The 25,874-nt window shown below is 49.8% G+C and carries 30 protein-coding genes; 14 read left to right on the forward strand and 16 right to left on the reverse strand.

The window, feature by feature from the left end:
• Nucleotides 1-25: 25 nt before the first annotated feature.
• A complete protein-coding gene (locus HRQ87_RS05710; RefSeq protein WP_174136148.1) occupies nucleotides 26-586 on the reverse strand; it encodes a tetratricopeptide repeat protein in 561 nt (186 codons plus the stop codon).
• A 231-nt stretch (nucleotides 587-817) separates the two neighbouring features.
• On the opposite strand from HRQ87_RS05710, the gene HRQ87_RS05715 reads away from it, so the two are divergent.
• Nucleotides 818-1,771: an alpha/beta hydrolase gene (locus HRQ87_RS05715; protein ID WP_174136150.1), complete on the forward strand. Its 954-nt coding sequence runs from the start codon at nucleotides 818-820 to the stop codon at nucleotides 1,769-1,771.
• On the opposite strand, the gene HRQ87_RS05720 is transcribed toward HRQ87_RS05715, so the two are convergent.
• A complete protein-coding gene (locus HRQ87_RS05720) occupies nucleotides 1,768-2,337 on the reverse strand; it encodes a YqgE/AlgH family protein (protein ID WP_174136152.1) in 570 nt (189 codons plus the stop codon). The two genes, HRQ87_RS05715 and HRQ87_RS05720, sit on opposite strands and share 4 nt — an antisense overlap.
• A gap of 112 nt (nucleotides 2,338-2,449) precedes the next feature.
• Between HRQ87_RS05720 and HRQ87_RS05725 the strand changes: the two genes are divergently transcribed.
• Nucleotides 2,450-3,244 carry a protein-disulfide reductase DsbD domain-containing protein gene (locus HRQ87_RS05725; protein WP_174136154.1) on the forward strand — a complete coding sequence of 265 codons (795 nt, stop codon included), beginning with the start codon at nucleotides 2,450-2,452 and terminating at the stop codon, nucleotides 3,242-3,244.
• Between the two features lie 131 nt (nucleotides 3,245-3,375).
• Nucleotides 3,376-4,029, forward strand: a complete 654-nt coding sequence (locus HRQ87_RS05730; RefSeq protein ID WP_217430388.1) for a VOC family protein — start codon at nucleotides 3,376-3,378, stop codon at nucleotides 4,027-4,029.
• Nucleotides 4,030-4,068: 39 nt separating this feature from the next.
• On the opposite strand, the gene HRQ87_RS05735 is transcribed toward HRQ87_RS05730, so the two are convergent.
• Nucleotides 4,069-5,343, reverse strand: coding sequence for a D-alanyl-D-alanine carboxypeptidase family protein (locus tag HRQ87_RS05735; RefSeq protein ID WP_174136323.1), 1,275 nt, complete (start codon nucleotides 5,341-5,343; stop codon nucleotides 4,069-4,071).
• 540 nt (nucleotides 5,344-5,883) lie between these two features.
• Between HRQ87_RS05735 and clpS the strand changes: the two genes are divergently transcribed.
• The 6 genes from clpS (at nucleotide 5,884) to HRQ87_RS05765 (ending at nucleotide 10,893) form a co-directional block, all read left to right on the forward strand.
• Nucleotides 5,884-6,198 carry an ATP-dependent Clp protease adapter ClpS gene (gene clpS, locus HRQ87_RS05740; RefSeq protein WP_174136156.1) on the forward strand — a complete coding sequence of 105 codons (315 nt, stop codon included), beginning with the start codon at nucleotides 5,884-5,886 and terminating at the stop codon, nucleotides 6,196-6,198.
• An 11-nt stretch (nucleotides 6,199-6,209) separates the two neighbouring features.
• Nucleotides 6,210-7,196: a class I SAM-dependent methyltransferase gene (locus HRQ87_RS05745; RefSeq protein WP_174136158.1), complete on the forward strand. Its 987-nt coding sequence runs from the start codon at nucleotides 6,210-6,212 to the stop codon at nucleotides 7,194-7,196.
• A gap of 36 nt (nucleotides 7,197-7,232) precedes the next feature.
• On the forward strand, nucleotides 7,233-8,036 hold the full coding sequence (locus tag HRQ87_RS05750) for an SDR family NAD(P)-dependent oxidoreductase (RefSeq protein WP_174136160.1): 804 nt from the start codon (nucleotides 7,233-7,235) through the stop codon (nucleotides 8,034-8,036).
• 225 nt (nucleotides 8,037-8,261) lie between these two features.
• The gene (locus tag HRQ87_RS05755; protein ID WP_174136162.1) at nucleotides 8,262-9,281 is read left to right on the forward strand and encodes an ABC transporter substrate-binding protein; all 1,020 of its coding nucleotides are present in this window, start codon (nucleotides 8,262-8,264) and stop codon (nucleotides 9,279-9,281) included.
• Between the two features lie 51 nt (nucleotides 9,282-9,332).
• Nucleotides 9,333-10,100 (forward strand): ABC transporter ATP-binding protein, encoded by a 768-nt coding sequence (locus HRQ87_RS05760; protein ID WP_174136164.1) that lies wholly within the window; start codon nucleotides 9,333-9,335, stop codon nucleotides 10,098-10,100.
• Entirely contained in the window at nucleotides 10,093-10,893 is an 801-nt protein-coding gene (locus HRQ87_RS05765; protein WP_174136166.1) for an ABC transporter permease, read from the forward strand. The genes HRQ87_RS05760 and HRQ87_RS05765 overlap by 8 nt, the downstream gene beginning before the upstream one ends.
• 74 nt (nucleotides 10,894-10,967) lie before the next feature.
• On the opposite strand, the gene HRQ87_RS05770 is transcribed toward HRQ87_RS05765, so the two are convergent.
• From HRQ87_RS05770 to thyX, 3 genes are read right to left on the reverse strand one after another with little or no spacing between them, the layout of a single operon-like run.
• Complete coding sequence (locus HRQ87_RS05770; RefSeq protein ID WP_174136168.1) at nucleotides 10,968-11,132, reverse strand: hypothetical protein; 165 nt, start codon at nucleotides 11,130-11,132, stop codon at nucleotides 10,968-10,970.
• A 29-nt stretch (nucleotides 11,133-11,161) separates the two neighbouring features.
• Nucleotides 11,162-11,761, reverse strand: a complete 600-nt coding sequence (locus HRQ87_RS05775) for a DUF6338 family protein (protein WP_174136170.1) — start codon at nucleotides 11,759-11,761, stop codon at nucleotides 11,162-11,164.
• Nucleotides 11,762-11,767: 6 nt separating this feature from the next.
• Nucleotides 11,768-12,673: an FAD-dependent thymidylate synthase gene (gene thyX, locus HRQ87_RS05780; protein ID WP_174136172.1), complete on the reverse strand. Its 906-nt coding sequence runs from the start codon at nucleotides 12,671-12,673 to the stop codon at nucleotides 11,768-11,770.
• A 158-nt stretch (nucleotides 12,674-12,831) separates the two neighbouring features.
• On the opposite strand from thyX, the gene HRQ87_RS05785 reads away from it, so the two are divergent.
• A complete protein-coding gene (locus tag HRQ87_RS05785; RefSeq protein ID WP_174136174.1) occupies nucleotides 12,832-13,260 on the forward strand; it encodes a VOC family protein in 429 nt (142 codons plus the stop codon).
• Nucleotide 13,261: 1 nt separating this feature from the next.
• A complete protein-coding gene (locus HRQ87_RS05790; protein ID WP_174136176.1) occupies nucleotides 13,262-13,888 on the forward strand; it encodes a DUF1287 domain-containing protein in 627 nt (208 codons plus the stop codon).
• On the opposite strand, the gene HRQ87_RS05795 is transcribed toward HRQ87_RS05790, so the two are convergent.
• The 3 genes from HRQ87_RS05795 to HRQ87_RS05805 form a co-directional block, all read right to left on the reverse strand.
• The gene (locus HRQ87_RS05795) at nucleotides 13,889-14,386 is read right to left on the reverse strand and encodes a MarR family winged helix-turn-helix transcriptional regulator (RefSeq protein WP_174136178.1); all 498 of its coding nucleotides are present in this window, start codon (nucleotides 14,384-14,386) and stop codon (nucleotides 13,889-13,891) included. It abuts the gene before it with no gap.
• 75 nt (nucleotides 14,387-14,461) lie between these two features.
• On the reverse strand, nucleotides 14,462-14,740 hold the full coding sequence (locus tag HRQ87_RS05800; RefSeq protein ID WP_174136180.1) for a succinate dehydrogenase assembly factor 2: 279 nt from the start codon (nucleotides 14,738-14,740) through the stop codon (nucleotides 14,462-14,464).
• Nucleotides 14,737-15,132: a helix-turn-helix domain-containing protein gene (locus tag HRQ87_RS05805; protein ID WP_174136182.1), complete on the reverse strand. Its 396-nt coding sequence runs from the start codon at nucleotides 15,130-15,132 to the stop codon at nucleotides 14,737-14,739. The genes HRQ87_RS05800 and HRQ87_RS05805 overlap by 4 nt, the downstream gene beginning before the upstream one ends.
• Before the next feature lie 85 nt (nucleotides 15,133-15,217).
• Here HRQ87_RS05805 and HRQ87_RS05810 point away from each other — a divergent pair, with 85 nt between their 5' ends.
• Together HRQ87_RS05810 and HRQ87_RS05815 are read left to right on the forward strand one after the other, a co-directional pair.
• A complete protein-coding gene (locus HRQ87_RS05810) occupies nucleotides 15,218-16,420 on the forward strand; it encodes a pyridoxal phosphate-dependent aminotransferase (RefSeq protein WP_174136184.1) in 1,203 nt (400 codons plus the stop codon).
• A 10-nt stretch (nucleotides 16,421-16,430) separates the two neighbouring features.
• On the forward strand, nucleotides 16,431-16,847 hold the full coding sequence (locus HRQ87_RS05815; protein WP_174136186.1) for a hypothetical protein: 417 nt from the start codon (nucleotides 16,431-16,433) through the stop codon (nucleotides 16,845-16,847).
• 13 nt (nucleotides 16,848-16,860) lie between these two features.
• On the opposite strand, the gene HRQ87_RS05820 is transcribed toward HRQ87_RS05815, so the two are convergent.
• The 5 genes from HRQ87_RS05820 to HRQ87_RS05840 form a co-directional block, all read right to left on the reverse strand.
• Entirely contained in the window at nucleotides 16,861-18,219 is a 1,359-nt protein-coding gene (locus HRQ87_RS05820) for an MATE family efflux transporter (protein ID WP_174136324.1), read from the reverse strand.
• A 42-nt stretch (nucleotides 18,220-18,261) separates the two neighbouring features.
• Nucleotides 18,262-19,140 carry a nickel/cobalt transporter gene (locus HRQ87_RS05825; protein WP_174136188.1) on the reverse strand — a complete coding sequence of 293 codons (879 nt, stop codon included), beginning with the start codon at nucleotides 19,138-19,140 and terminating at the stop codon, nucleotides 18,262-18,264.
• Nucleotides 19,125-19,685: a DUF1007 family protein gene (locus HRQ87_RS05830; protein ID WP_343035149.1), complete on the reverse strand. Its 561-nt coding sequence runs from the start codon at nucleotides 19,683-19,685 to the stop codon at nucleotides 19,125-19,127. The genes HRQ87_RS05825 and HRQ87_RS05830 overlap by 16 nt, the downstream gene beginning before the upstream one ends.
• Before the next feature lie 146 nt (nucleotides 19,686-19,831).
• Nucleotides 19,832-20,152 (reverse strand): antibiotic biosynthesis monooxygenase family protein, encoded by a 321-nt coding sequence (locus HRQ87_RS05835; RefSeq protein ID WP_174136192.1) that lies wholly within the window; start codon nucleotides 20,150-20,152, stop codon nucleotides 19,832-19,834.
• A 29-nt stretch (nucleotides 20,153-20,181) separates the two neighbouring features.
• Nucleotides 20,182-20,589 (reverse strand): universal stress protein, encoded by a 408-nt coding sequence (locus HRQ87_RS05840; protein ID WP_174136194.1) that lies wholly within the window; start codon nucleotides 20,587-20,589, stop codon nucleotides 20,182-20,184.
• 188 nt (nucleotides 20,590-20,777) lie between these two features.
• On the opposite strand from HRQ87_RS05840, the gene HRQ87_RS05845 reads away from it, so the two are divergent.
• The gene (locus tag HRQ87_RS05845; RefSeq protein WP_174136196.1) at nucleotides 20,778-21,101 is read left to right on the forward strand and encodes a hypothetical protein; all 324 of its coding nucleotides are present in this window, start codon (nucleotides 20,778-20,780) and stop codon (nucleotides 21,099-21,101) included.
• A gap of 48 nt (nucleotides 21,102-21,149) precedes the next feature.
• Here the strand turns inward: HRQ87_RS05845 and HRQ87_RS05850 are convergent, their stop codons facing one another.
• Both HRQ87_RS05850 and HRQ87_RS05855 read right to left on the reverse strand, forming a co-directional pair.
• The gene (locus HRQ87_RS05850; protein ID WP_174136198.1) at nucleotides 21,150-23,444 is read right to left on the reverse strand and encodes a glycosyl hydrolase family 28-related protein; all 2,295 of its coding nucleotides are present in this window, start codon (nucleotides 23,442-23,444) and stop codon (nucleotides 21,150-21,152) included.
• 173 nt (nucleotides 23,445-23,617) lie between these two features.
• Nucleotides 23,618-25,813 carry a glycosyltransferase family 2 protein gene (locus HRQ87_RS05855; RefSeq protein ID WP_174136200.1) on the reverse strand — a complete coding sequence of 732 codons (2,196 nt, stop codon included), beginning with the start codon at nucleotides 25,811-25,813 and terminating at the stop codon, nucleotides 23,618-23,620.
• Nucleotides 25,814-25,874 lie beyond the last annotated feature (61 nt).

The raw sequence follows: 25,874 nt of genomic DNA on the forward strand, positions 1-25,874 counted from the left end.
GCGGGCCATGGCCCAAACTGATTGATTAAAGCGCGTGACCTTCAACCTTGTCTTCAAGGTATTCCAGCAAATCGGTGATTTCTTCGTAATGCGGATGGATACCGCGGGCTTTGCGCAGTGCGTTCAAGGCCTGTTGTTCATACCCAAGCTCTTCGAAGATATATCCCACGCCCGTCAAAGCCCCAAAATGATCCGGGTTCAATTCAAGTGTGCGTTCCAGATCAGCCAAAGCAGGCCCATATTGTTCAAGCCGGAAAAACGCCGTGGCACGGGCATGAAACCCTTCGGCAAAATCAGGGGCGTGATCGGTCAGAGCTGTCAGATGTTCAACAGCTGTTTGGAAATCACCGGTTTCCAACGCATCCTGTCCGCGTTCCAACAACAGATCCATTGCAGCAGATCCAGATTTCGACCACTCAAGCATAACCTCGCGTTCGATCACGCGATACGTATCAGGCGTCGAATTGCGTAGACGGTCCATCAAGTCATCAGATTGCACCGGCTGAGTCGTGCCGGGTATGGAAAACCCTACTGTCAGCCCCGCTGCCAGCACGATAGATTTGATCTTAGTTGTAACAATACCCATATTATTTAGTCTAGCGTGGTGCTCGCAAAATGCATCCCCCAAAGTGAAAGATTACAAAGGAAAATTGATGGGCAAAGTCCTTAAGCAAACTATTTCCTTGCTGCGATCTTTCATATTTCACTGGGCACAGCCAATGAATCTTGCACCAGTCAAGGCGCGGTCAGACAACGAATTTGCGCGATACGACACTATGGGACGTGTTCAAAAACCAAGAAACATATCGGGTTAACTATGTTGGATATCACTTCTTCTATAACTGAAGCGCCATTCTTTGATGATGTGGCCGACGCCCCTGACGGCACAAAAGCCTATTGGCTGACAACCGAAGATGGGCTGCGCATTCGCATCGGTGTATTTCCCGGCGGTGACAAGGGCACGATTCTGCTATTTCCCGGTCGCACTGAATATATCGAAAAATATGGCCGGGCTGCGCGTGAATTTGCAGCGCGCGGCTATACGACAGTTGCTGTTGATTGGCGCGGACAAGGGCTGGGTGCACGGTTGCTGAAAGATCCCAATGCCGGTCACGTGGATCATTTTCCCGATTATCAGAATGATGTGCGCGCGGTAATGGCAGCCGTAAAAGACCTGAATGTCCCTAAGCCGCTGTATCTGATTGGCCATTCAATGGGAGGCTGCATCGGACTGCGCGCTGTCATGGAAGGGCTTCCGGTGAAAGCCGCCACCTTTACAGCACCTATGTGGGGCATTCTAGTGACACCCGCCATGCGACCCATTGCATGGAGCGTATCTTGGCTGGCGCGTCACATTGGCCTTGGCGGTAAATATACACCCGGTACAGAACCAGTACCCTATGTGATGAGCGCGCCGTTCGCAGACAATACCCTGACCCGCGATCGTGATATGTTTGATCATATGCGCAGTCAGCTGTCACAACATCCTGATCTGTCGTTGGGCGGGCCCAGTATGCAATGGCTGAATGAAGCCCTGCGCGAAATTGTCCGTATGTCGGCGGCCCCCGCCCCCGATCTGCCGACGCTGTGTATTCTTGGTAGCAACGAACGCATCGTAGATCCCGAACGGGTGAAGAAACGGATGGAACATTGGACAAAAGGCGAATTGTTGATCATGCCAGAGGCCGAACATGAAGTCATGATGGAGCGTGAAGAAATTCGCAATAAAGTCTTCGACAGCGCGACAGCCCTTTTTGACGCCAATCGCTAGGCGCGTCCTGCCTCGGCCGATAACAGCAACGGATCAATTCCCATTTCAGCCAAAGCTGCGGACCATTTCATCGTATTGTCCTTGGCAAACACAATGTCCATTGGCGCTTCGCAAGTCAGCCAGCCGTTCTCTGCAATCTCGCGTTCAAGCTGGCCCGGACCCCAACCGGAATAGCCAAGCGTCATCAAAGATGACGATGGCCCCTGACCTGTTGCAATGTCTTCTAGAATATCCAGCGTGGCCGTCATGCCGACATGATCATCCACCTGCAGGGTGGATGAATTTGCGCCGTAATCCGCAGAATGCAGCACAAAACCGCGCCCATGCTCAACAGGGCCACCGAAATGCACTTTGATAACAGATGCATTATTGATTGTGGGTGTGATTGATAATTGATCCAACAGATCTGAAAACTGAATACCTTGCGCAGGTTTGTTAACAATCAAACCCATCGCACCTTCGTCCGAATGCGCGCACATATAAACCACGCTTTTATCAAACCGGGGGTCACCCATGCCCGGCATGGCAATCAGCAGCTTTCCAGTCAGATCAATTGATTCACTCATACCACTAGAATGTGGTGCCAGAGCGCAACGCGCAAGTGGCAGATGGTCCTGTCACAATGAAGTCGCCTCTTCGTGATTTCCTATGGGTGGATTACTGCCTATTATCCTACGAATGACCAAGATTTTCGCATTTATCGCAGTTTTACTTGCCCCGCTTGCCGCTTTTGCCGAATCTATCGAAGATATCGTGCAGGTTGATGTGCTTTCAGGGTGGCGCGCGCCTGATGGTACGCACATGGCGGGCTTGCGTCTGAAACTGGCACCAGGCTGGAAAACCTATTGGCGTTCACCCGGCGATGCGGGTATTCCGCCGTCATTCAGTTGGAGAGGTTCGCGCAATATCGACAGCGTCAGATTTCACTGGCCCATTCCCGAGGTTCAAAACCAAAACGGGTTTCGTACGCTTGGCTATTCAAATCAAGTGGTAATCCCTGTGCAGTTGATGCCCAAAAATAATCGGAGCATCCGGATGAACGGGCGGATTGAATTGGGTGTTTGCAAAGATGTTTGCATTCCCGTGAGCCTTGATTTCAAGGCCAATCTGCCAACAGATGGCGCGCGTGATCCACAAATTACCGCCGCGTTGATTGATCAGCCATTGTCCGCAACCGAGGCCGGCGTTCAGGGCGTGAGTTGCGATATTGAACCAACATCAGACGGTCTGCGCATGGCTGCGCATGTCGATATGCCTCAACTTGGCCGTGATGAAATCGCGGTTGTCGAATTACCTGATCAAAGTGTTTGGGTCAGTGAAACAAAGACCGTTAGGTCTGGTGATCGGCTGACTGCAACAATGGAAATGGCCAACGAACACGGCAAACCCTTTGCCCTAGACCGAAGCCGTATCCGCATTACAGTCCTAAGCCAAGGCGCGGCAGTCGATATTATGGGATGCTCGGCGGGTTAGTTTTCAATACCAATCATTCGAATAGATGGGGCTTGGTTGGTCTTTTGGTCGTTATAAGATGTTCGCCTTAGACCTCAATGCACCTATACCTTGCGCTAAAAATTGGATCACATGACCTCTGAAACAGCCATTTGAGTTCGCCATACGTGCTAAAGCTTGACCATATCACTGTCATAGCCCCAACGCTGATCCAAGGGGTGCGCCATGTCCAAGAGTGCCTTGGCCTTAAGGTGCCTTTTGGGACACACCATGATTATATGGCCACCTATAATCACAGACTTCAATTGGGAAATGATGTCTATCTGGAAATCGTCGCGCTAGACCCTGCCTGTACCTCGCCCGACAGAGCGCGTTGGTTTGGTTTAGACAACCTAGAAACAGTCAGGTCGGACTGGGATGAGGGGCGTCGCCTGCGTGGATGGGTTGCAAGCACCGAAAATATAGACGCCTTGATCTCAAAGCATGGCACTATCTTTGGTGATAAGGTCTGCCTACCGATCAATACACCGACGTTCGCTTTTTCTATTCCCAAAAATGGCGCGCTTCCGCTGGACGGTGCTGCCCCTTCGATTATCGATCACCAAGGCGATCCGACTTCGATGGCTGAAATTCCGGATATGGGTGCGCGCCTTCGGTCACTGACACTTGAACATCCCGACCCTATTGCAATCGAAACGCTATATCGCGAGCTGTCGATTAATCATCCGCCCTTAATCATAGATGGACCCAAAGTCCGATATTGCGCACAAATCGAAACACCGGACGGACTGAAAAAGCTTACGTGATACAATAATGCAGCCCCATTTGAATATGGGGCTGCATTATTATGCTGGACCAAGTACCTTGCAGCCAATCTGGCGCGCTTCCAAGCGACGACAGGCCATTGCGGCGCTGTCCTTGGTCATCCCAAGGAAATTCGCGTCATAACCCGCCTGCTTGCGCACCACCTTGCGGAGTGATCCGTCAAGTGCATTGGTTTCAGCCAATGCTGTTCGCAGCAAAATACTTTCTGCCTCGTGACGGGATCGATATTGCCCGATGTTGATGCCCCAGTGTCGATTACCAGACGTAGAAACACGCGTCACAATCTGAGATGTAATCGCGCGGGTCGCTTCCGGGGTGGCATTTGCCATGACAATCTCACGTGGACGGGCACGTGGTTTCGTTACAGTATCCTGTGCTATGTCAGAGGATGCCTGTTGCACAGCTTCCTGAATGCTTTCTCTTAGTGCAAGCATAACCGGATCCGTTGCCTTTGGCACATTCGGTCGGGCCTGTGGGCGCAAACTGCGTTTTACAGCCGTTGCGGTCCGTATCGTTTTACCGGATGATCCCGCATTTGTTGAATAGACGGGTGCGTCAGGTTTGCGTACGGCCACCTGTGTCGGCGCACGGCTAAAGCCCATGTCCAACAATTCAGCAACACGGGCATTTCGCGATGGCGTTGATTGCCCACCGAAAACAGTCGCAATAATCCGTTCATTCCCACGTTCAGCTGACGCGACAAGATTAAAGCCAGCGGCCCGTGTGTATCCTGTTTTGATACCATCTGCGCCTTTATAAGACTGCAGCATACGTCGATTGGTGTTGTTTACCTTACGAATACCCGCATCCGTTGATTGGCGACTAAAGATGTTATAATACTGTGGATAATCGTAAAACAAACGGCGACCCATGTTCGTCATGTCACGCGCTGTTGAAAGATGTCCTTCTTCGGTCAGACCGTGGGCGTTCTTGAATGTTGTCCGCGTCATGCCCAACGCTTTGGCCGTGCGATTCATGCGACGGGCGAAAGCAGCCTCAGATCCGGAAATCGCCTCGCCTATGGCGGTTGCAGCATCATTGGCCGATTTCACGGCGGCCGCACGCACAAGATAACGCAATTCGATCCGTTGCCCGGGTTTCAGCCCGATTTTCGACGGCGGTTCGGCTGCAGCTTTACGCGAAATCAGAACTTTGGTGTCCATACTGATTTCGCCGCGCTGAACGGCCTCAAACGCGATGTAGAGCGTCATCATTTTGGTTAATGATGCTGGATGTAAGCGTGTATCGGCATTTCGAGAATGCAAAACTTCACCAGATCGCGCATCCATAACCATCGCCGCATAGGGTGCGGCCAAAGCTGGCGCGAAGGTGACACAAAACAAGCTTGCGATAAATACAATATGACGGACACACCGCCTTGAACGCGTGATCACGTGACTGCCCTTTTTTCTGCCTCTGGCCGTCAATTTTTTGACTGGCCTTATTATTATTGAAAATCACGATAGCATAATATTGAAATTCAGAAAACCTCTTAATTTCAATAACTTTCAGGTCTTAGTTACAGTAAAATTCAACATATAGCGTCAGATTGTATGAAACCCACAAGATACGCAGATCACAAAAACTGACCAAATCAAATCAAACAAATCACTTTGAGCCGTACAAAAGGGGTGCTGGATCACACGCAAAACCCATTCGTTTTTATCTGAATATGCCCCCTGATTTACGTCCCATTATCGCCAAACTCCATATCACTAATCCATCCCTTTGGCATTTGCCCCCTTTTCACGGGATACAAGGCGCTTATATAGTGCGGTTCACGCGGTATAGCCCGAGTCTTCCTGACACCTTTAGAAACGCAGATTGAATTTATCATGGCAGACAAAGATGATGATAGTGATATCGGCGTGGTGCTTGAAACGCGCCCCAAGACGCAGCGACCGCCAATGTATAAGGTCATGCTGTTGAATGATGACTATACGCCAATGGAATTTGTCGTTCATGTGCTAGAACGTTTTTTCGGCCTTAGCCACGCACAGGCGTTTGAAATCATGCTGACTGTGCATAAAAAAGGCTTGGCGGTCGTTGGGGTATTTTCCTATGAAATTGCTGAAACCAAGGTTGCACAGGTGATGGACTTTGCCCAACGCCATGAACATCCACTGCAATGCACGATGGAAAAGGAATAGGTCGTCCCTGAATGGCATCCTCTCGCTTGTCTCTAGGTCTTGAGGGCGGTCATGCCGTGCTGCCCGATGAAGGCCAAATTGCCGTATTTGCGCCGCGCAGTGATACTGATTTGTCTGCATTGCCCAAAGATCGCGTTGTGATTTTGACGGGGTTCAAACCGGATCATGATGCCTGGACGGCCCGCGGATACGATACCCAAATCACTGTCAACGGTCCCTTTGCAGCCAGTCTTGTCATCCTGCCCCGTGCCAAGGATCAGGCCCGCGCCTTGATCGCCGAAGCAATGGATAAGACCCAAGGCACTGTGATCATTGATGGTTTAAAAACGGACGGCGTTGACAGTCTTTACAAGCAATGCCGCAAACGCGCCAATCCGACACCATCCTATTCCAAAGCCCATGGCAAACTGTTCACAATGCCCTCAGGCGACGCTTTGTCTGATTGGGCCGCCCCGGATCAACCTGCTGAAAACGCTGACGGTTTCCAAACGATGCCGGGTGTTTTTTCTGCGGACGGTATTGATCGTGGATCTGCATGTCTGGCTGAAGCACTGCCTGCCAAGTTGCCAAAACGTATTGCCGATCTGGGCGCAGGATGGGGATATCTGGCAAGTGAAATTCTGAAATACGACAGCGTGGCCGAGTTACATCTGATTGAGGCGGATCATGCCGCTTTGGAATGCGCAAAACTTAACATCACTGATCCGCGCGCGCACTTTCATTGGGCAGACGCGACCCGTTTTACCAGTGATCCGTTTGACATGGTCATCAGCAACCCACCCTTTCATACAACACGCGTCGCCGATCCTGGTTTGGGGCAGGCGTTTTTACAGGCGGCGGCAGGTTTGCTGAAGCCAAAGGGTGTTTTGCTGATCGTGGCAAACCGTCATTTGCCTTATGAAACCGCCCTGAATGAGCTGTTTCGCGATGTAACTGAAATAGGTGGAAACAGTGCGTTCAAGGTTATTCGTGCGCACATACCTCGCCCCAAAAGCTGAATTCGCCTAACATATTTATAGAATCAGGAGCATTTGATGTCATTTTCTATTGCGGGTAAGACCGCCATCGTGACCGGCGCTGCAAAGGGTGTTGGATTGGCCATCGGGCGACAGTTTGCAGATCAGGGTGCAAATGTGATGTTTGCCGATATTGACGAAACCGGTCTGGTCGATCAAGTCGGCGAAGATGCCAAACAAGAGGGTAACGTTCGCTATTTCGCCGGCGATTTGCGGGAAAGACTGACAATCGCCAATTTGCTGTCTGCCACCATTGATGCATTTGATCGCGTGGATATTCTGGTAAATGCGTCCCGTCAGGTTGAACCATCCGATCCCTTGGACCCTGACAGCGACGCGGTTGAAATTATGCTGCAACAAAACTTGATGACCAGCCTGCGACTTAGTCAACTGATCGCCAAGCGGATGATCAAACAGGCCGAAGGACAAGAAACCGGTTCAGTTGGTTGCATTGTCAATCTGTCCTCTATCGCCGCACGCCGCACACATCCGCAGATGCTGGGCTATTCCGTCAGTTGTGCTGCATTGGATCAGATGACGCGATCTTTGGCAGTGGCATTGGCCCAACATCATATCCGCGTTAATGCCGTTGCTTTCGGCAGCGTGATGAGCGCGAGTTTAAAGGACTCGCTTCAAGATCATGGCGAATATCGCGAAGATATTCGCGACCACACACCCCTTGCCCGTATTGCAAGCCCGGCCGAAGTTGCTGATGCCGTGCAATATCTTGCCTCTGATGGATCCGGGTTTGTGACGGGTCATGTTATCACGGTTGATGGCGGGCGTACTCTGATTGATCCCGTATCCGCGCCTGTCCATTGATAGCGGCGGCCTGACTTCAATTATCACAGACGAATGAAACCGCCGTGAGACAGTTGACAAAGATAACTAAATTATTCCCTATTCGCTGACTGTAAACCAGAATACCCTTATTAGGCTTAACACTAAAAGCCGAGAATATATAAAATGAAGATCCGATAAAATCTTCAGGCAGAGCCCTAAAAAGGGGCCGCCAACACCCGCCATAACTCAGGGAGGATATGAGACATGGTTACACTGAACCGCCGCAAGGCATTGGCATTAATGGGCGCAACTGCCACAGCTGCAGGGCTGGCCACGCCCGCTCTGGCCCAAAATCGCAAAATCACCGTGGGCGCATTACGCTTTACCAGCCATGCACCCAGCTTCATCGGGGTCGAACGTGACTATTTCAAAGATGCGGGCCTTGATGTAGAACTGAAATTCTTTCAAGCTGCGCCCCCCATGGCCGTTGCAATCGCATCCGGTGATGTGGATTATGCTGTGACCGCAATGTCAGGCGGACTTGTGTCTTTGGCAGACAAAGGCGCTATCAAAATCATCGGCGGTGCATTGTCCGAAGAACCTGGCATTGATGGTCAGAAAATCCTTGTCTCAGACGCCGCTTATCAAGCCGGGGCCACCACGCCTGCGGCATTGGACGGCAAGTCATTCGGCATGTCATCGGCAGGATCGTCCTTTCATTATATGGGCGCAAAAATTGCTGAAAAAGAGGGAATATCTCTAAGCTATAAACCCTTGCAAAAGGTCGGGGCTATCATCGGTGCGCTGAAATCCGGCCAAATCGATGCTTGGTCAATTGTGCCCCATATTGCCAAACCGCTTGCCGCATCGGGGGCGGTGCATATCGTTGGCGATATTGCGGATTATCTTCCGAATTATCAGGTCACCACCGTTTTCACTTCGGCTGAAAATGCCAATGACGAAGCGGACATGACCCGTGCATTTCTAGCTGGTTTTTCCAAAGGCGTGACGGATTACAACAGCACAATGATTGATCAGGCCAATGGCGATGAGGGTGTGCAGCAAATGGTCGATCTGATCCACAAGTACGTCTATACGGACCGTCCGCGTGACAAAGCCGCCCCATCTATCATCAATGGCACCATGCGTTTGAATGAAGGCGCAGCCCTGAACACAGCGTCGCTTCAGGATCAGTTAAGCTGGTATCAATCCGAGGGATTGGTAGGTGCTGACATCACACTGGATACGGTCGTTGATGCCAGTTATGTCAAAACGATGAGCTGATAAAAAGCAAAGCGCTTCGGCGCTTTGCCCGTCCCTGCGGGAGCATAATTTATGGACATTCGCCTGCAAAGTGTCAGCCATTCCTATGGCGAAACCGAAGTGATGCGCGATATCACCCTGGATATCCCATCGGGCAAAATCGTTTGCATCGTCGGGCCGTCAGGCTGTGGCAAATCCACTTTGCTGCGCTTTATTGGTGGGCTGGAAAAGCCTGATCAGGGCGACATTCTACAAATGGGTGAACCGCCTAGGAATTGCCTGAACCCGCTGACCTACATCTTTCAGGATTTCGCCCTTTTGCCATGGCGCACTGTGTGGGGGAATATCTCGTTGGTGTTGGAAGATCACGACATTCGCGGCACCCGGGCCAAAACCATTATTCAAGATGTTTTAACCCGCACCAAACTTAGCGATTTTGCCCATGCTCTGCCGAAACAACTGTCCGGCGGCATGAAGCAGCGCGTTGCCATCGCACGTGCCTTGGCGGTAAACCCCGCCGTGATGCTGATGGACGAACCGTTATCTGCGCTTGACAGCCAGACCCGCGAATTGCTGATGGATGATCTGATCGCCCTTTGGACCCGCACCCCATTCACAGCCGTTTATGTGACCCATAACCTGGCCGAGGCCGTGCGCCTGGGCCATTCGATCGTCGTTCTGTCACGTCGTCCCGGCCAAATCCGCGAGATCGTGACAATCGACAAACCATTAGCCGACCGCAGCTATGCCGATGCCGATCTTGAGGCCCAGCAAAAACATCTGTGGGATCTGATGCGCGATGAAGCCCGCGCTGCCGATGCGGAGTTGATCAATGTCTGATTTCACCAAAGCCAAATCCGTCAGGTTTCGCGGCGGCGGGTTTGCCCCAAAATCGCATAAAGGGATCGGACTGGTCGCGTTTATCGTACTGATTACCTTGGCTGAAATCGGTACACGGTACGGATACATCAGCGCGCTGACCCTGCCCCGTCCGTCCGACGTTCTGGCGACGTTTCAGCAACTTTACGAAACAGGGCTGTTATGGAAGCACCTGTTGCCATCCCTGTCGCGCTTGATTGTCGGCGCGGCTTTAGGCGTCACTGTCGGGATCGGCGTTGGCGTTCTGATTGGGCTTTTTTCCTATATCCGCGCGGGATTAGTGCCGTTGGTTGCAGCGATCTTTCCCATTCCGAAAATCGCGCTTTTGCCGCTGTTCATCATCTGGTTCGGCATCGATGAAGGTTCCAAATACGCGCTAATCGCCTTTGGCACGTTCACCCCAACAGTCGTGGCGACCTATGGGGCGGTCGATAACGTGGACCGCACTTTGATCCGCATGGGTCAAAGTTTTGGCCTGTCGTGGTTTTCGATTGTCCGTAAAATCGTTCTGCCCGGTGCCATGCCCGGTATCCTGTCCGGTCTGCGCATCAGCCTGGCCATCGCCATCATCCTGCTGGTCGCCGCCGAGATGTTGGGAGCAGAATACGGCATCGGCGCCTATATCCTTGAGGCCGGATCGCTTTACGACCTGGAACGCCTGTTTGCGGGTGTCGTGATCCTGTCCGTTCTTGGGGTCATCGTGAGCGCCGTTATTGGGTTGATTGAGCGGGTGTTGTTAAGGTGGCGGACCTAAATCTTGACCAAAGTTAGAACTGTATGATTTGTGTCTCTAACATTATGATTAGACAAAAATCGTATAGCTCTGACTTATTTTTTCGGTTTAACAATGCTACCTGAATTTGGTGGCGATTTGTCACCTTCTGAAACTGATGGTTTATATCCAGTCTGTGGAGAATTAGGCTTGTATCCTCTGTCTTCATTGGGCTGATAACCATCGTTGATTATCTTTCTGCCATTTTCATCTTTGGACATTTAACATTTTCCTATTTAGCCAACGATTTTCATTTAATAATTTCAACTGACAGAATTTCGTCTTCGTGTATCCATATTCCTCTCTGGTAATCATCTGTTCCTATGACATTCCATTTATCATCAAGCACTTTTTCAATATATATATCGCGCTTTTCCAAATCCGATGAAGCAAAAGATTCTGTACCAAAATATCCAAAAATTGGTTCGGAACTCTTTAGAGTTACAATAATCCAACAGCCTTTTCGCGTTGAGCCAAATAAATAATCCCACGCAGTAGGTGCAGGATGATGAATTGGGTGAATATGCGTAAAGTTGTAAACATATTTCATAAAGCCTTTCTGATAGATTACTCCAAACACAAGGCCCACAATAATGGGCCCTAAGAATACTAACAAAAATAATGTCAGAGGGTTATATTCTCCAACATAAATAAAGGTTGGTACAGTTAACGAGTAATAAAGTGATGTTATAATTACATATTCCATCGAAGCACTTGCTATATTAGGAATACGGCCAGTTATAAATTGACTACGTAACAACATAATCAGAAAACCTGGTGCGCATAGAGAGATAGGTAAAATCGCAGTTTGGAGATTATCCCAATTTAATATCTTGAAGTACTGTTCCACCTTTATTTACCTCACAATACCCTCAAACTCCCGCCATTCGCCCTTGCTCATGCCCGACGTTTCCTGCGTGACGTCTTCCCCCGCCAGCATGCGTTTCAGGCAGTCGATTGCTTTGCCTGACAAGTTAGCGCCGCCCATGCGGTAATCTTCGAATGCGGCATAGGCGAAAGGGACCCAGTCTTTGACAACTTCGCAAATCGCATCGGCATAGACGCGGATTTCGTATTGCGCGTGGGCATCGGCGCGCAGGCGCAGAAAGTGGAACAAGTTGTGCAGATCGACCTTCCAATACCACTGCGTATAGATATTCGCGGGCAGGTTCATGCGGGCCAGTTCGCGGGCCAGGCCCTGTTGATCATCCTGGCTGATCATCTGTTGATAATGATCATAGGCGCGGTTGCTGTCAGATTTCAGAAATTCCAGCACGCGGGCGGCCTCTTCGCCCTGCAGCGCCTCGCCCCGACCCTGATTGTTCACCACCGATTGCGCAGCAAGATGTTCTGGGGCAGGGATATAAAATTCGCGATCCAGGATCGAATAGCGGGCCGAATATTCGTTTACATTTGCCGTGCGATGGCGAATCCATTGGCGGGCCACGAAGACAGGAAGTTTGACATGCAGCTTGATCTCGCACATCTCGAACGGGGTCGAATGCCAGTGGCGCATCAGATATCGGATCAGCCCTTCGTCATTGCTGACCGATTTGGTGCCCTTGCCGTAACTGACGCGCGCAGCCTGGGTGATCGCATTGTCGTCGCCCATATAATCGATTACCCGGATAAAACCGTGATCCAGCACATCGTGCGCCTTATACAGATGCTGTTCCATACCGGGGCTGACCGCCCGCAAAGTGGGCTGCGGATTAGCCCGCAGGTCATCGATTTCGGCTTGTTGGTCTGGGCTAAGGGGCATTGGGCCCTCCGTCTGATCAGGAATGAGTCGCCCGCCACTATATATGGGCTTTTGCCGCATCGGAACTTCTATATGCAGTGGCGATGGAATTATTAGCCCATGGGGTCGCAGTTTGCGATTTCGATGCTAAATTAGAACAAACAAGCAGGGGGTTTTCCATGACATTGAAGTATTTGCACACCATGGTCCGCGTGAAGGATCTTGAAAAGTCGATGGCGTTTTATGAATTGCTGGGGCTGAAAGAAACGCGGCGGATGGATAATGACGGCGGGCGGTTCACGTTGGTGTTCATGGCCCCCCCCGGTCAGGAAGAATGCCCGGTTGAGCTGACTTATAATTGGGATGGCGACGACGCACTGCCGGATGACAGCCGCCATTTTGGGCATCTGGCGTATCGCGTCGGCAATATTTATGAGATGTGCCAAAAGCTTATGGATAATGGGGTCACGATCAACCGCCCACCGCGTGATGGACATATGGCGTTTGTAAGATCGCCCGACAATATCTCGATCGAGCTTTTACAAGAAGGTGATGCACTGGCATCGGCTGAGCCGTGGGCCAGCATGGAAAATACAGGGCACTGGTAAGATGCATCGACGTTCTGTTTTGTTCGGTCTGTCCGCACTGGTGGCAACACCGCTTTGGGCGACACCTGATGCGGCAGCGACACAATTAGTCGCCGCCGCGCAGGATCAGGTTGGTGTTACGTTGATTTACGATGGCTCTTATCGTGCGCTGGATTTTCCCGGCGGTGATATTTCACGATTGCGCGGTGTCTGCACCGATGTAATCATCCGTGCCATGCGTGATGCTTGGGATATTGATCTGCAATTGGCAATCAATCGGGACATGCATGCAAATTTCGCATCATATCCTGCGAATTGGGGACTGACACGTCCGGACCGAAATATCGATCACAGACGGGTACCAAACCTTGAAACACTACTGACACGGTTTGGTGCGGCTTTACCAATCACATCAAATCCCACCGCATATACGCCGGCCGACATCGTCAGCTGGCGCCTGTCAGGCAGCAATGTACCGCATATCGGAATTGTCAGCGACAGAATGACCCGCGATGGCGAACGGCCATTGATCACACATAATATTGGTTTTGGGACCCGTACCAATGACATGCTGTTTGATCATCGGATCAATGGTCATTTCAGAATAACAGACGCCACCCGTGAAAAGTTGCGCCGCCTGTCAGCCTGATCAATAGATATAGCGGATCTGATCAGTCCAATATCGTTCAATACGGCGCAAGGACGCGCTGATATCGTCGATACCTTCGACGTCAATGACGTTTTTGCCAATCAATCCATCCGCATGGCGTTCAAAAAGCTCGCTGACCACTTTATGAATCTCACGCCCTTTGTCTGTCAGGCGCACCCTTACGGACCGGCGATCAATCTCGGATCTTTGATGGTGCATATAGCCCATTTCAACCAGTTTTTTCAGGTTATAACTGACGTTTGAGCCCTGGTAATATCCACGGGTTTTCAATTCGCCCGCAGTAACTTCATTATCGCCAATGTTGAATAAAAGTAGTGCCTGTACTGCATTAATCTCCAGAATACCCAAACGTTCAAATTCATCTTTTATCACGTCCAGCAACAATCTGTGCAAACGTTCGACCAACGCCAATGCGTCCAGATAGCTGGTGATAAAACTTTGTTTTGGACCTGCTTCGATAATCGAATGCATGCTCATTATTGCTCTCCGCCTTTTTGTCGGAATCAGCAATAAAGGCCAAGTCGCTACTATCCGGTTAAAATGCAGAGATTTTTATCGACTTTGCATCACCCGGCCATTTTCCATATGCGCCGAGATATCCGTGATCAGGTCAGGATAAGGTTCGGGCGCTTGCTGCTGACCTGTGACCCATTGATAAAGATCGTGATCATTTTCCGATAAAAGGGCATCGTAAAGATCAAGTTGGTCAACTGTCAGATGCGGCAATCGCGTATCGGCATAACTGCTCAGGATGATATCCATCTCTTTTATACCACGCCGCATGCTGCGCATTTTAAGGCGTTTTAGACGATGTTCGGGATCTTCTGTCATTGATTGGCCCTAAAGGACATTCGTAATCGTTTTTCAATCAGACCCAGACGATCAGCAGAATTTGCGATTTGTGTTTTCAGTTGTCTGATCTCAATCAGTAATGCATTCAGATCATCAGGCAACGCTACTTCATCGACGGGCGCATCGACACCGTCACCTTCACCGTTCAAAAGCCACATCAGTGAAACATTCAACACGCCTGACAGCATTTGTAACTTATTGGCGCGGGGTTCTGACAGGTCTTCTTCCCATCCGCGCAAGGTCGTCAACTTGACGCCAAGCCGTTTTGACAGCTGCGCCTGCGTCATGCCTGCGCTTTCACGCGCACCGGCAACGCGGTCGCCAAAGGTTGATGTTTCAGGGCTAAACCAATCGTCTGCAGTATGGGACATGGAATCCTTTCCGGGTCATCTTGCTTGATCGCTTGCGGCTTGCACCCTAAGACAAGCACATCTGACTTACAAACCGGAGACGACCATGCCCTTCCTATCTGCGACATTGGACCGCGTTAAACCATCGCCGACCATCGCGGTAAGCACCAAAGCGCGCGAATTAAAGGCAGCAGGGCATGACATAATCGGGCTTGGCGCGGGCGAACCTGATTTTGACACACCGCAAAACATCAAAGACGCAGGTATTGCGGCCATTGCTGCAGGGAAAACGAAATATACCGCCCCTGATGGTATTCCGGAATTGAAAGACGCAATTTGCGCCAAATTCAAGCGTGACAATAATCTGGATTATGCCCCATCGCAGGTCAGTGTTGCGACAGGTGGTAAACAGATTTTATATAACGCGCTGATGGCGACCCTTAATCCAAGGGATGAGGTAATTATCCCAGCCCCCTATTGGGTCAGCTATCCCGATATGGTTTTGCTGGCTGGCGGTGAACCTGTAATTGTCGAAGCGTCACTGGACACCAGTTTCAAAATCACCGCCGATCAGCTTGAAGCGGCGATAACACCCAAGACCAAGTGGTTCATTTTCAACTCGCCTTCGAACCCGACGGGTGCAGGCTATACTTGGGGTGAATTGAAGGCGTTGACCGACGTGCTGATGCGGCACCCGCAGGTTTGGGTGATGACCGATGATATGTACGAACATCTGGTTTATGGCGGCTTTGAGTTTTGCACCCCGGCACAGATTGAACCGGGGCTTTATGATCGCACTCTGACCTGCAATGGCGTCAGCAAAGCCTATGCCATGACAGGTTGGCGGATCGGCTATGCCGCAGGTCCTGAACCCTTGATCGCAGCAATGCGCAAAGTGCAGTCGCAAAGTACATCGAACCCCTGTTCGGTCAGCCAATGGGCCGCGGTCGAAGCATTGAACGGCCCGCAGGATTATATCGCCACCAACAACGAGGTCTTTAAAAGACGCCGGGACATGGTTGTCGATATGCTGAACCAAGCCGATGGGGTCACATGCCCGATGCCAGACGGGGCGTTTTACGTCTATCCCTCAATCGCTGGCTGTATGGGCAAAACCAGTCCGGGCGGCAATGTCATAAAGGATGATGAAGCCTTTGCCACCGCTCTGCTGGAAGAAAAAGGTGTGGCCGTCGTCTTTGGATCAGCCTTTGGTTTGTCCCCCAATTTTCGCGTTAGCTATGCGACATCGGATGATGCGTTATCAGATGCCTGCACACGCATTCAGGATTTCTGCGCATCCCTGCAATAGAGGTCATTTAATGAGCGAGACTATTCCGCAACTTTACTTTCGCGTCCGCGAAAACGGTGCCGCTGTGTTCAAAGTGGATACGGAAAACAAACAACGCCGAATGGAGCTGGATCAGATCGCGGTGATCAACATCAGAAACGGCGAAATTAAGCCACATGGTAAAACGGACCTGACACAGGATCAGATCGCGATTATCCGTGACTGGATTGCACATCGAGATGCACTTTTAAAACATCGTGAGGTCGATGATATCCTGCGTACGGTTGATCACCTTAATCTGACCGCACAATGGGTTCAATCCAAGGCTACGGCTGACCAGCTTGAAGATGTCACAGATGCGCTTTTGATGGCCATGTATGATTTGCGCGGTGTTCTGGTACGCAAGAAAGCGGACCGTATGTTGAAGGATAAATCTCAAAACCCGTAAGCAGTCTGTTCATTCAAACTGCGACGGCCTTTGAAATATGTCTTGACCAGAAGCGAATGATCAACAATACCGCCGCAACGCCCAGTCCGATGACAAGGCCTAACCAGACACCTGCGCCGTCAAGCCCAATAACAAACGCCAATACATAACTGCAAGGCGCACCAACCAGCCAATAACTGATCGCAGCCATCACCATGGGTTGCCGTGTATCCTGTACCCCGCGCAACAAGCCAAGCGCCAGAACCTGCACCCCATCGGCCAGCTGGAAAACAGCAGCCACTGCCAACAAACCCACCCCTACCGCCAGTATCGCGATACGGTCCGGGTCGTCGGCATCCAGAAACAAACTGATCAGAAGTTCGGGCACACCAAGAAAAATAATAATGGTGAATACTGAAAATAAAATGGACATCATGATGATGACCTGTGCGCCGATCTTTAGCCCGGTTTGATCCTTTCGGCCCATTGCTCGCCCTGCACGAACAGTCGCCGCCTGGCTAAGCCCCAAATGCACCATGAACATCGCACCGGCAAACTGTAGTGCAATCCCATGCGCCGCCAGTTCAATCGTACCAATCCACCCCATCATCACAGAGGCGGCTGAAAACAGCCCGCTTTCCGCCAGATTGGTCAACCCGATTGGCCAGCCCAAACGAAAAACACCGCTGAACGCATCCATATCAAGCCGCCATATTCGCTGAAACAACGCGTGCTGCGGCATAACAAAGGCTGCATAAAGCCCAAGCACACCGAATGAGAAAATTTGTAATATAACAGATGCCGTCGCTGCCCCGTGTATCCCCATTTCAGGTGCACCGAAGTTTCCGAAAATCAGTGCGTAATTCAAACCCGCATTCAAAAAGGCCGCTCCGATCGTAGCGATCAGCATGAAACCGATGCGCTCTAGTGCAGACAGATAGCTTTTCAGAACCATCACTAGAAGGGCAGGCAAAATGCCCCAACCAGCGATGCGCAGATAATCCTGAGCCAGTTGTGCAATTTCAGGGTCCTGACCGATAAGCAGAAAAAGCTGCCCTGAAAACCACATTGGCATAATCATCACCGCGCCATAGATCAACGACAACCACATTGCCATGCGCGTGGTTCGCCGGATCTGCGCGTCATCTTCCATTTCCGATGCTTGCGCCACCATGGGCATCACCGCCCAGGCAAAGCCACTGCCCACGATAAACAGCACAAAGAACAGCGCGCCCGCTAGTGTGACCGCCGCCAAAGCCTCAACCGCGTACCAGCCCAGCATAATGCTGTCCGTCATATGAATCGCAAATTGCGCCAGATTGCTGCCGATCAGCGGCAGCCCTAAAATCAGGATTGCACGTGCGTGTTCAGGATATGTCTTTGCAATCGCCATATCTGCCATTTGACCGAATGCGCTGTGTGCGGCAACCCGGATTTATCCGACAGCGCGCAAAAACATAATCAAAGACAACACAGCCACAGTGCTGCCAACAATAAGCTCAATCACGGGAACAGCGCGTCTGACCATGGATGTCTGGCCAATCGAAAAAAGCGTGCCATTGCGCAGTGTGACCGAGGCGACAGCAACAGCAACAGTCACGCTTGCCGTTCCAAGCCCCATCGCAAATGTTCCTGCAATTCCTGCAAATTCTATCCCCATGCGCCATGTCAAAATCAAAAGAAACAATGCGCCAGTACAGGGGCGCAACGCAATTGCCCCGATTAAAAGAATGGCATCCCGAACCGAACGTACCTGCTCTGCCTGATCAACCGACGGTCCATGGGCATGCCCGCATGTGCCGCAAACCTCTGAGCTTGCGGGTTTTTGCAAAAGTCCGCGTAGGCCCCGCCAAAGCAGCCAAAGTCCGATGGCACCAATTGCAGCATAACTGACCGGGGCCATAATAGTTTCGGCGATGTTTTCCATCTGTGCCCTGCCCCACCCAAGTAGCAGAACGCCAGTATAAACCAACAACACTGCAGTGGCCGCTTGTGCAAGGCTGGACAGTACGGCCAAAACAGACAATCGGATCGCACTAACCTTGCGCGCAGCCCCATAACCGCCGATTGCAATTTTTCCGTGCCCGGGTCCAACTGCATGAAAAAAGCCATAAGCGAAACACAAAGCCATCAACCCAGCTAATGCGCCCGGTTCGCCTGCCCGCAGTTGTCGCAAGACACCTGCCATTGTGTTTTGAACATCACGCTGCTGACTTGCCGCCCAAACAGCAACTTGATCAAAAGCGCCACTGGACCAGAAAAGGAAAAGAGCCCCCGCAGCCAGGACAAAACCAACACTCAGGAAGAGGCGCATTTGATAATCACACGATCTGAAAAGGCGCGCCCCACTTCGGGAAAATACTCTTCTGCATCAGATGCGGGCATCGCAAACAACATTTCCTCTAAAAGATCAGTGGCGGCTGCAATATCGGCTTTTTCAAGTTGGACACTACAATCCTGCGTGCCTTCAATCACAATATCAGCGTTAATTTCGTAAGCAGTATAATACGTGGGGTCATAGGCGCTTATAACAGCGGGTTTCGTGTTATCAAAAGATCCAATAATTGGGCGAATATGCGATGTCACAATGCGATTGGCTTCTATTTTTATCCCATCTGGCACTGGTGACCCAAGTTTCGCGCCATCCAAATATAAATCTCCCTCAAAACCGTCGACCCAGTTCAGATCAAATCCATCCAAAACCGCCAGCTCTTCGCTCGTCAATTCGCCATTGTAATCCGGATCCAATTGCCTGTCTTCGAAAATCAAAAGCGAATAAAACTCGTCATAGGTCCAACTGACGCGAATAGCATTCAGACTACCGTCTTTTGCATAGATCAGCCCCAGTTTGGTTTCCACAAAGATATGAGGATGCGCGAAAGCAGGCGCAGCGAATAGAAAGCATGAAGTAAGAAAACCTAAGCGGAACATTTTGCAAAGATAGGCCCGCAAATCAGCTTTCACAAGAAACCAACTGAATAACCTGCCAGTTTTTGCCACACCCGTCAGTCGAAGACCCCAGCGACGTCATAAAGCACTGGCTCGAACCTTGAACACAAAGCCGAGATACGGCGATTTCGCGCCCGCATTTCATCCGATCTTAGCATCGCCTGGAAATCCTCACGCCGCTGCCATTGGGAATAATTTGCAATGCGGGTCTGCGCATCATTCACATGCAAACCCGCCCCGATAAACCCCGGCTGCTTTGAAATAAACATATCATAGGCCTCGGTCAGTTCGTCCAGCAAATCCTGACAAGTCCCAGGCGACATTTCAAAGGTTGTGATAACAGTCTGAACATCATTTTGCTTCGATATCTTGGGCATTTCATCACCTTAGAGGTCAGCTGAATATTTTACCGGACCACATGAACTGAACATTTCGCATGGCGCACCACCTTTGACGCAGTGCTGCCCAGCAAATAATCCTGCATTCCAGGAGTATGAGATGTTATAACTATGCAGTCATTCTTCTTCTCGTCGGCATATTCCAAAATTGTACGTCCAGAATGCCCATTCACCACATCGGCATGGCCATTTTCGACGTCAGAGACCATCTTTTCCATCTCAGTGACGATCGCAAGACGGGCATTGGTCAAATATTCATCCGACAGATATGACAATGCATAGGATGGAATTTCGTCCATAACATGCAACAAGGTTATACTTGCTCCATCCGCTGAAATAGCTTTGGCAATTTCAATCGCGTCAGATGCATCATGATCATCATCGAACACAATTGGAACCAGAACATTCTTATACATGATATTCCCCCAGTTAAGTTATTTAGAAGTATAGCGAAAAACGCTCGCCACTGAATTGACTTATGTCAGATGCTTAAACAACTTTAACCACAATTTAAGCAGTGGCGGGTGAATTAACACCTATGAGAAGAATCATTTTGATATCCTGTACCTGCTGTTTGTCCATTACAGCCCAATCGTCGGCAGACATGACGGGTTTTTATGATGCTGACATCAAGACAAATGCAAATTCTGACTTCGTTATCGGGGGTCTCGTCAGCTTATCGACTAAAAAGAATATGGCGACCGACCTATCATCCTCAGATATCATTGTAATCAAGGCTGGTGATCAAAACATGCTTTCGCTGAATATCGGTTTTGATACGTCAAATTCTTCTCTTGATGAAACGACCATTACTCCATCCATTGCATGGTCACCTGATGCAAAAATCACGTTGAAAATTGGCAGTGAACAAAAGCTTAATGCGCTTGGTGATATGTCTTTAACTATCGGTACAGCTTTTGCCTTTTAGGGTATGATTTGAAAAAAGGGGCGCTTGCCGCGCCCCCCTCTTATTTGATCACTGTGGATTATCAACGCGCGCGGTAATCATAACATTACCCCGACATGCCTGCGGCCAGGTCAGCCGAATTTGGTCATTGTTTGAACCTTGATTCAGATCCGCATATGGCGTTGCAAAGACTTGGTTATTACTTCCGCTGATGATCGGGCCGTCTGCAACAATACCTTCACACCATCTGGCACGTCCGCCAAAAGGCAAATATGGCGCAAACGGAATAGTCCATGATCGTTGATCCGAATTCTGCTGATGCTTAAGCGAAACAGGGTTTTGCGTTTGCTCATCAACCGAGTTAAATGTGTTCGCTTCGATCACAACATTACGCATGCGCAAATAGTTCAATTCAGCAAAGCTATCATCAACCTTTTCGACCCGCGTTATATTTCCATTAAGCGATTTAAAAACATTACAAGACAGGTTCAACCCATGAATGAAATGACCTGCGCCATAGGGCTTAACCACAAAGAAGTTAAAGTCTTTGGTGACATCGTTACATGTGAAGATATTGCCAGTTACAGTCATGCCACCAAAAGAAAACTGTGCAGCATATTCAGGGGTAGCATCGTGTTCATTCGTCCATTCGATAAAGTTATTATCGATATAATTACCAGTAATCGCAGTTTTCACGTTCGGCGTGGTAAAGATCATACCGCCAATACCTAAGCCATTGGGTTCATCATCTCCCTGAAACCAGTGATTGCCTACAATCAGGTTTCCAGTGCCGCCAAGCACGGCAAAATGTTTGAATTTCATAACACGGCTATTGCGAATTTTCACATCATTTGCATTAGCATTAAGTCCAATGGTCGTTCGGTCCTGAACGCGCACAGATGTTTCATTCGAAAGAAACTGACACCCGTCGATAATCATACCCTGACAGGCTGTTCCGGTTGATGTTATACCGCGATCCATTGGCTTGTTGATGGTGCAATTGATAATTTCAAATATGCTACCACCCTTGGCCAACATTACGCCGCTGCACCGACCGCTACATTGCAGTTCAAGACTATCTAAAACAAAACGAGACGATCTTTCGAAGCCAATAAAATCAATCAGGTATTTGAATCGTTTGAAACTATATGTTTGCGAACTCGACGCACCATATAGCGGCTTTGACAGCGTAAGTGTCCCTGCACTGATATTGCGATCAGAAACATATACCTCACGGCCAACGCCATTGCCCTCTATCAACGAACCAACTTCAATATTTGCAACGTTTGCGACATTTGACAGCGTTGTCGGGTTTTGGATCGCATAACTTGCACTCGAACTTACAACTATCGTATCCCAGTTAGAGCTAGCAGATGCTTCAATCTGACCGTTGCGTAGAACTCTGCGAATTTCATATGCGTCACGATTCTCAACAGCCGCCTGCACATCAACGGGCCGGTCGATCTGTACACGCCGACCGCCCATATCCAAGCTTTCGTGATCCACACTGTTCATCAAGGCCTGAAGCGCTTTTTCCAACGCAATCTGCTCATCCTTGAACGCTTCGATATAGGTTGGAAGATCGAAATTTTTACGCAACGACAGGCGACGATTGGTCGGCATGACAACGCGCCCCTCAAAGCGGATGCGCGAGTCAATTGTCACATTGCGATCAAGGAAATATGTCCCGGCAGGCACTAATACAACACGACCATTCGCCGCTGCATCAGCCGCTTCCAAGGCAAGTGCCGCATCTGTTAAACCATCACCAATCGCACCGTAATCGCGAATATCAACGACATCGAACATGTCACGCAAAAACGCAGATGAAATGTCTTCGATAATCAAATCATCAATACGAACAACACCGCCGGCTGGACCCGTCAAATCCAGACCAAAGTGACCATAGATTGCATCGGACCCCCAAGCCATATCAACGCCATTGCGTGTGCCGGTTCCAACAATGGCAGATACTTCAACAATGTTGCCGTAACTTTGCAATGTCACCGATGGCCCAACTTCCACTAAACCATCAATATGTGCCCCATTTGTACCTGCAGCCCATCCCGCAATACGGATACTGGGTAAATTCCCAGCGATTGCTTTAATACGGGCTGTAATGCGCAGATAGCAGCCAGGCAGCAAAGGTGTTTGTCCCATATAGCGCAGCTTTTGTACATCAAACTCAGTCTTGAGCATTTCAATACAACCGCCAAAATCCTGATCCGATGGCACAAAGGCTGCATTCGGCGCGTTGTCGTATGTATCTGATCCTGGTGTTCCATCACCGCTAGACCACTGATCCAGACCAAATTCAAAAGCAGCTGGCATAAAAACCAGCCCATCAGTAATTGCTTTATTCATCGAAACCCCTTTCAGGCCACGCAGATATTGCACACGCAGGCTTGCGACAGCCGCGCGATGCTCAATTTTCACCCGATTTCACGGAAACTTATCTTCCGAAGACGCCATGCCCCCGGTCCCGAAAAGAGATATCAACGAATGGTAAACAGGGTCTCATACCACCGTCACGGTGCCTATTCTTGGCGTGGAACAGTAAAAAAGAAATCTTTTGGCAATTCTTGTTTTATGATGTCGTCAGGAATAACAGCCGGCCCTGCTAAAAAAACATTCGATCCAAAGTGGTGATGCAACCTGGATAATGTTTGTGATCTTGGGGACGTCAGTTCCTTATAGAACTTTGCGTAATCATCCCGCAGCTTCAATTCAGAAATTTTAGCGTGATGATGTGTGATGCAAATGTTATTTAGCGCAGCAATATCAGGGTCAGCCAGAAAAGCATCGTATTCAACCTGAACTTTTGGCAAAAGGCGCAGAATGGTTCTATCAGTTTCTGCGTTATTATTCATTCGGAACCAATAGTTCATACCCTGATCACGATCTACATGGTTAACTCGCCCACGATCCCGCTTTACCAAAAAACTTTCGGCAGATCGAACGGCGTAATGGTTCAGGGTGACCAAGTCATATCCATAAGTCGAAATCGATGACCGCCATCCGTTTCGAAACATTTTATCCGGCATCGGTTTGCCAGATCCATTCACCCATTTGATCTGATCCCAAAGATCAGGTTTCAAACCCTTTGGCCGGTGCACACCCAGCTTCTTATACAAACCGTTGTTGCGAAAAAGCGTTTTAAACCCCCACGCTTGGTGCGGTTTGCGGATGACCTGCGGGGCACATTGCTGAAATTGCTTTATAACAAAACTAGGCTCAAACTTATCAACATCAGCATTACCAAACAAACGCCAGGTCATTGAAATCATATTGGCATCACCAACAGCCTGATAAAGATCGTTCAGCGTGCCATCACCCACGTGGATATTGATGAATTCATCGACATCCATGCACACGACCCAGCCTGCGTCCTGTACGACTTTTTCATTCTCCGCCGCCTGTAAAGCAGCATGCTGGGGACGCAGATCCATTGTTCGAAAAGGATTTTCACGATGCTGTACAAAACCCTTTGCATCAAGAAGTTTCAGCAGATCGTCCGTGCCATCGGTGCAATCGTTTGTATAGACCAGAAACTCTTTGACCCCTATCGCCCGATGAAACGCCAGCCATTCCAAAATGAATGGCCCTTCATTTTTCATCGTCGTTACAATCACCGTATAGCCTGCATCTGCGGCAGGACCTTCTGCGATTTGCACATCTGATTTGGGTTGACGTATAGGTTTGCGGTGAAACTTTGCGGCTGACGCCAATAGCGCGTCATCCTCAGCAAGACTGGACTTTGGAACGATATCAGATACTGCAGAACCCGGATGCCGTAACTGCATACACCTGTAAAAGGGTAAAGCACGTTTTGCTTTTACATTGGAAATTCTGACAAAACGCCAATTGTTTTCCAGCCCAACCTGTTTTGGCGCGACACACCACTTACGTGAAAAGCTCTGATCATCGAAACGTTTGCAGATATGATCAGCAAATTGTAAGTCGTCGTTCTGACGCACCCGCCACGGAAAAATGCGTGTGCCATGCAACATGACAAACCCATCCTGCATGGCAGCCTGAAACACATCGGCACCGCCCAATGGCAAATAATCATAAGGCTCAATAATCATGACGGCAGCAGCCTCTGCCAGAAATCGCAACTTTGCGATGTCATAGACCAAACCTTCCTTAAGCGGCGATCTGAAAGCGTCACCCTCAGGCACCTGCATACGATCTTTCCCAGGGGCATCGGGTGCGTTGAACGGATGCGTCTCTGCTGGCAGATCAGTGTGCCCCAAAGGCGCGGTTACCTCTAGCAGCAGAAATCTTTGCAGCCCTCCAATGTTCTGCAACTGTAATTTTAATTGATCGAAATAAGCAGCGATATCTTCATCTGGTACAACGCGATTGATCAGGCAAACAGCCTGCATATTGTGGTGTTCAACATGATACCGCACCCAATCCGCAATGATCTTGGCATCAAACCCATTATTAACAGTCAGGCCCACATTCAGACCTGCAAAAAGGTCATGCTCTAGCTCACTATAGCGCGGCAGCAAGGGTGCATCGCCCACCCTAAGCACGCCCGGCGGCCCAACAATAACCGGCCCATTCATGACACTGGCAACATCGCCACCCTGGAAAAGCTGCATTGGAACACCCGCTGCAAAATAGACGTGTGCTTGATCGCCAACTTGAACAGCATCAAGACACAGATGCCCCGCAATGCGCTGTGTCCCCAAAAGTCGATGATGAAAAATGTCAGATATATCCATGTTTTCTTTCGATATCCGCACAACCGCGGGCACTCAAGCATTCAGCAGCGCTTCGACCACG

The organism is Parasulfitobacter algicola, assembly GCF_013315265.1.
Lineage (GTDB): Bacteria > Pseudomonadota > Alphaproteobacteria > Rhodobacterales > Rhodobacteraceae > Parasulfitobacter > Parasulfitobacter algicola.

Bases quoted from the DNA above. Each gene is read 5' to 3' on its own strand.
- HRQ87_RS05755 (WP_174136162.1), top strand. From the start codon at position 8,262: ATGGTTACACTGAACCGCCGCAAGGCATTGGCATTAATGGGCGCAACT.
- HRQ87_RS05760 (WP_174136164.1), top strand. From the start codon at position 9,333: ATGGACATTCGCCTGCAAAGTGTCAGCCATTCCTATGGCGAAACCGAA.
- clpS (WP_174136156.1), top strand. From the start codon at position 5,884: ATGGCAGACAAAGATGATGATAGTGATATCGGCGTGGTGCTTGAAACG.
- HRQ87_RS05750 (WP_174136160.1), top strand. From the start codon at position 7,233: ATGTCATTTTCTATTGCGGGTAAGACCGCCATCGTGACCGGCGCTGCA.
- HRQ87_RS05820 (WP_174136324.1), bottom strand. From the start codon at position 18,219: ATGGCGATTGCAAAGACATATCCTGAACACGCACGTGCAATCCTGATT.
- HRQ87_RS05785 (WP_174136174.1), top strand. From the start codon at position 12,832: ATGACATTGAAGTATTTGCACACCATGGTCCGCGTGAAGGATCTTGAA.
- HRQ87_RS05840 (WP_174136194.1), bottom strand. From the start codon at position 20,589: ATGTATAAGAATGTTCTGGTTCCAATTGTGTTCGATGATGATCATGAT.
- HRQ87_RS05805 (WP_174136182.1), bottom strand. From the start codon at position 15,132: ATGTCCCATACTGCAGACGATTGGTTTAGCCCTGAAACATCAACCTTT.
- HRQ87_RS05735 (WP_174136323.1), bottom strand. From the start codon at position 5,343: ATGGTTATGGATGCGCGATCTGGTGAAGTTTTGCATTCTCGAAATGCC.
- thyX (WP_174136172.1), bottom strand. From the start codon at position 12,673: ATGCCCCTTAGCCCAGACCAACAAGCCGAAATCGATGACCTGCGGGCT.
- HRQ87_RS05790 (WP_174136176.1), top strand. From the start codon at position 13,262: ATGCATCGACGTTCTGTTTTGTTCGGTCTGTCCGCACTGGTGGCAACA.
- HRQ87_RS05825 (WP_174136188.1), bottom strand. From the start codon at position 19,140: ATGCGCCTCTTCCTGAGTGTTGGTTTTGTCCTGGCTGCGGGGGCTCTT.
- HRQ87_RS05835 (WP_174136192.1), bottom strand. From the start codon at position 20,152: ATGCCCAAGATATCGAAGCAAAATGATGTTCAGACTGTTATCACAACC.
- HRQ87_RS05855 (WP_174136200.1), bottom strand. From the start codon at position 25,813: ATGGATATATCTGACATTTTTCATCATCGACTTTTGGGGACACAGCGC.
- HRQ87_RS05745 (WP_174136158.1), top strand. From the start codon at position 6,210: ATGGCATCCTCTCGCTTGTCTCTAGGTCTTGAGGGCGGTCATGCCGTG.
- HRQ87_RS05800 (WP_174136180.1), bottom strand. From the start codon at position 14,740: ATGACAGAAGATCCCGAACATCGTCTAAAACGCCTTAAAATGCGCAGC.
- HRQ87_RS05815 (WP_174136186.1), top strand. From the start codon at position 16,431: ATGAGCGAGACTATTCCGCAACTTTACTTTCGCGTCCGCGAAAACGGT.
- HRQ87_RS05795 (WP_174136178.1), bottom strand. From the start codon at position 14,386: ATGAGCATGCATTCGATTATCGAAGCAGGTCCAAAACAAAGTTTTATC.
- HRQ87_RS05710 (WP_174136148.1), bottom strand. From the start codon at position 586: ATGGGTATTGTTACAACTAAGATCAAATCTATCGTGCTGGCAGCGGGG.
- HRQ87_RS05810 (WP_174136184.1), top strand. From the start codon at position 15,218: ATGCCCTTCCTATCTGCGACATTGGACCGCGTTAAACCATCGCCGACC.
- HRQ87_RS05715 (WP_174136150.1), top strand. From the start codon at position 818: ATGTTGGATATCACTTCTTCTATAACTGAAGCGCCATTCTTTGATGAT.
- HRQ87_RS05770 (WP_174136168.1), bottom strand. From the start codon at position 11,132: ATGTCCAAAGATGAAAATGGCAGAAAGATAATCAACGATGGTTATCAG.
- HRQ87_RS05845 (WP_174136196.1), top strand. From the start codon at position 20,778: ATGACGGGTTTTTATGATGCTGACATCAAGACAAATGCAAATTCTGAC.
- HRQ87_RS05725 (WP_174136154.1), top strand. From the start codon at position 2,450: ATGACCAAGATTTTCGCATTTATCGCAGTTTTACTTGCCCCGCTTGCC.
- HRQ87_RS05850 (WP_174136198.1), bottom strand. From the start codon at position 23,444: ATGAATAAAGCAATTACTGATGGGCTGGTTTTTATGCCAGCTGCTTTT.
- HRQ87_RS05765 (WP_174136166.1), top strand. From the start codon at position 10,093: ATGTCTGATTTCACCAAAGCCAAATCCGTCAGGTTTCGCGGCGGCGGG.
- HRQ87_RS05720 (WP_174136152.1), bottom strand. From the start codon at position 2,337: ATGAGTGAATCAATTGATCTGACTGGAAAGCTGCTGATTGCCATGCCG.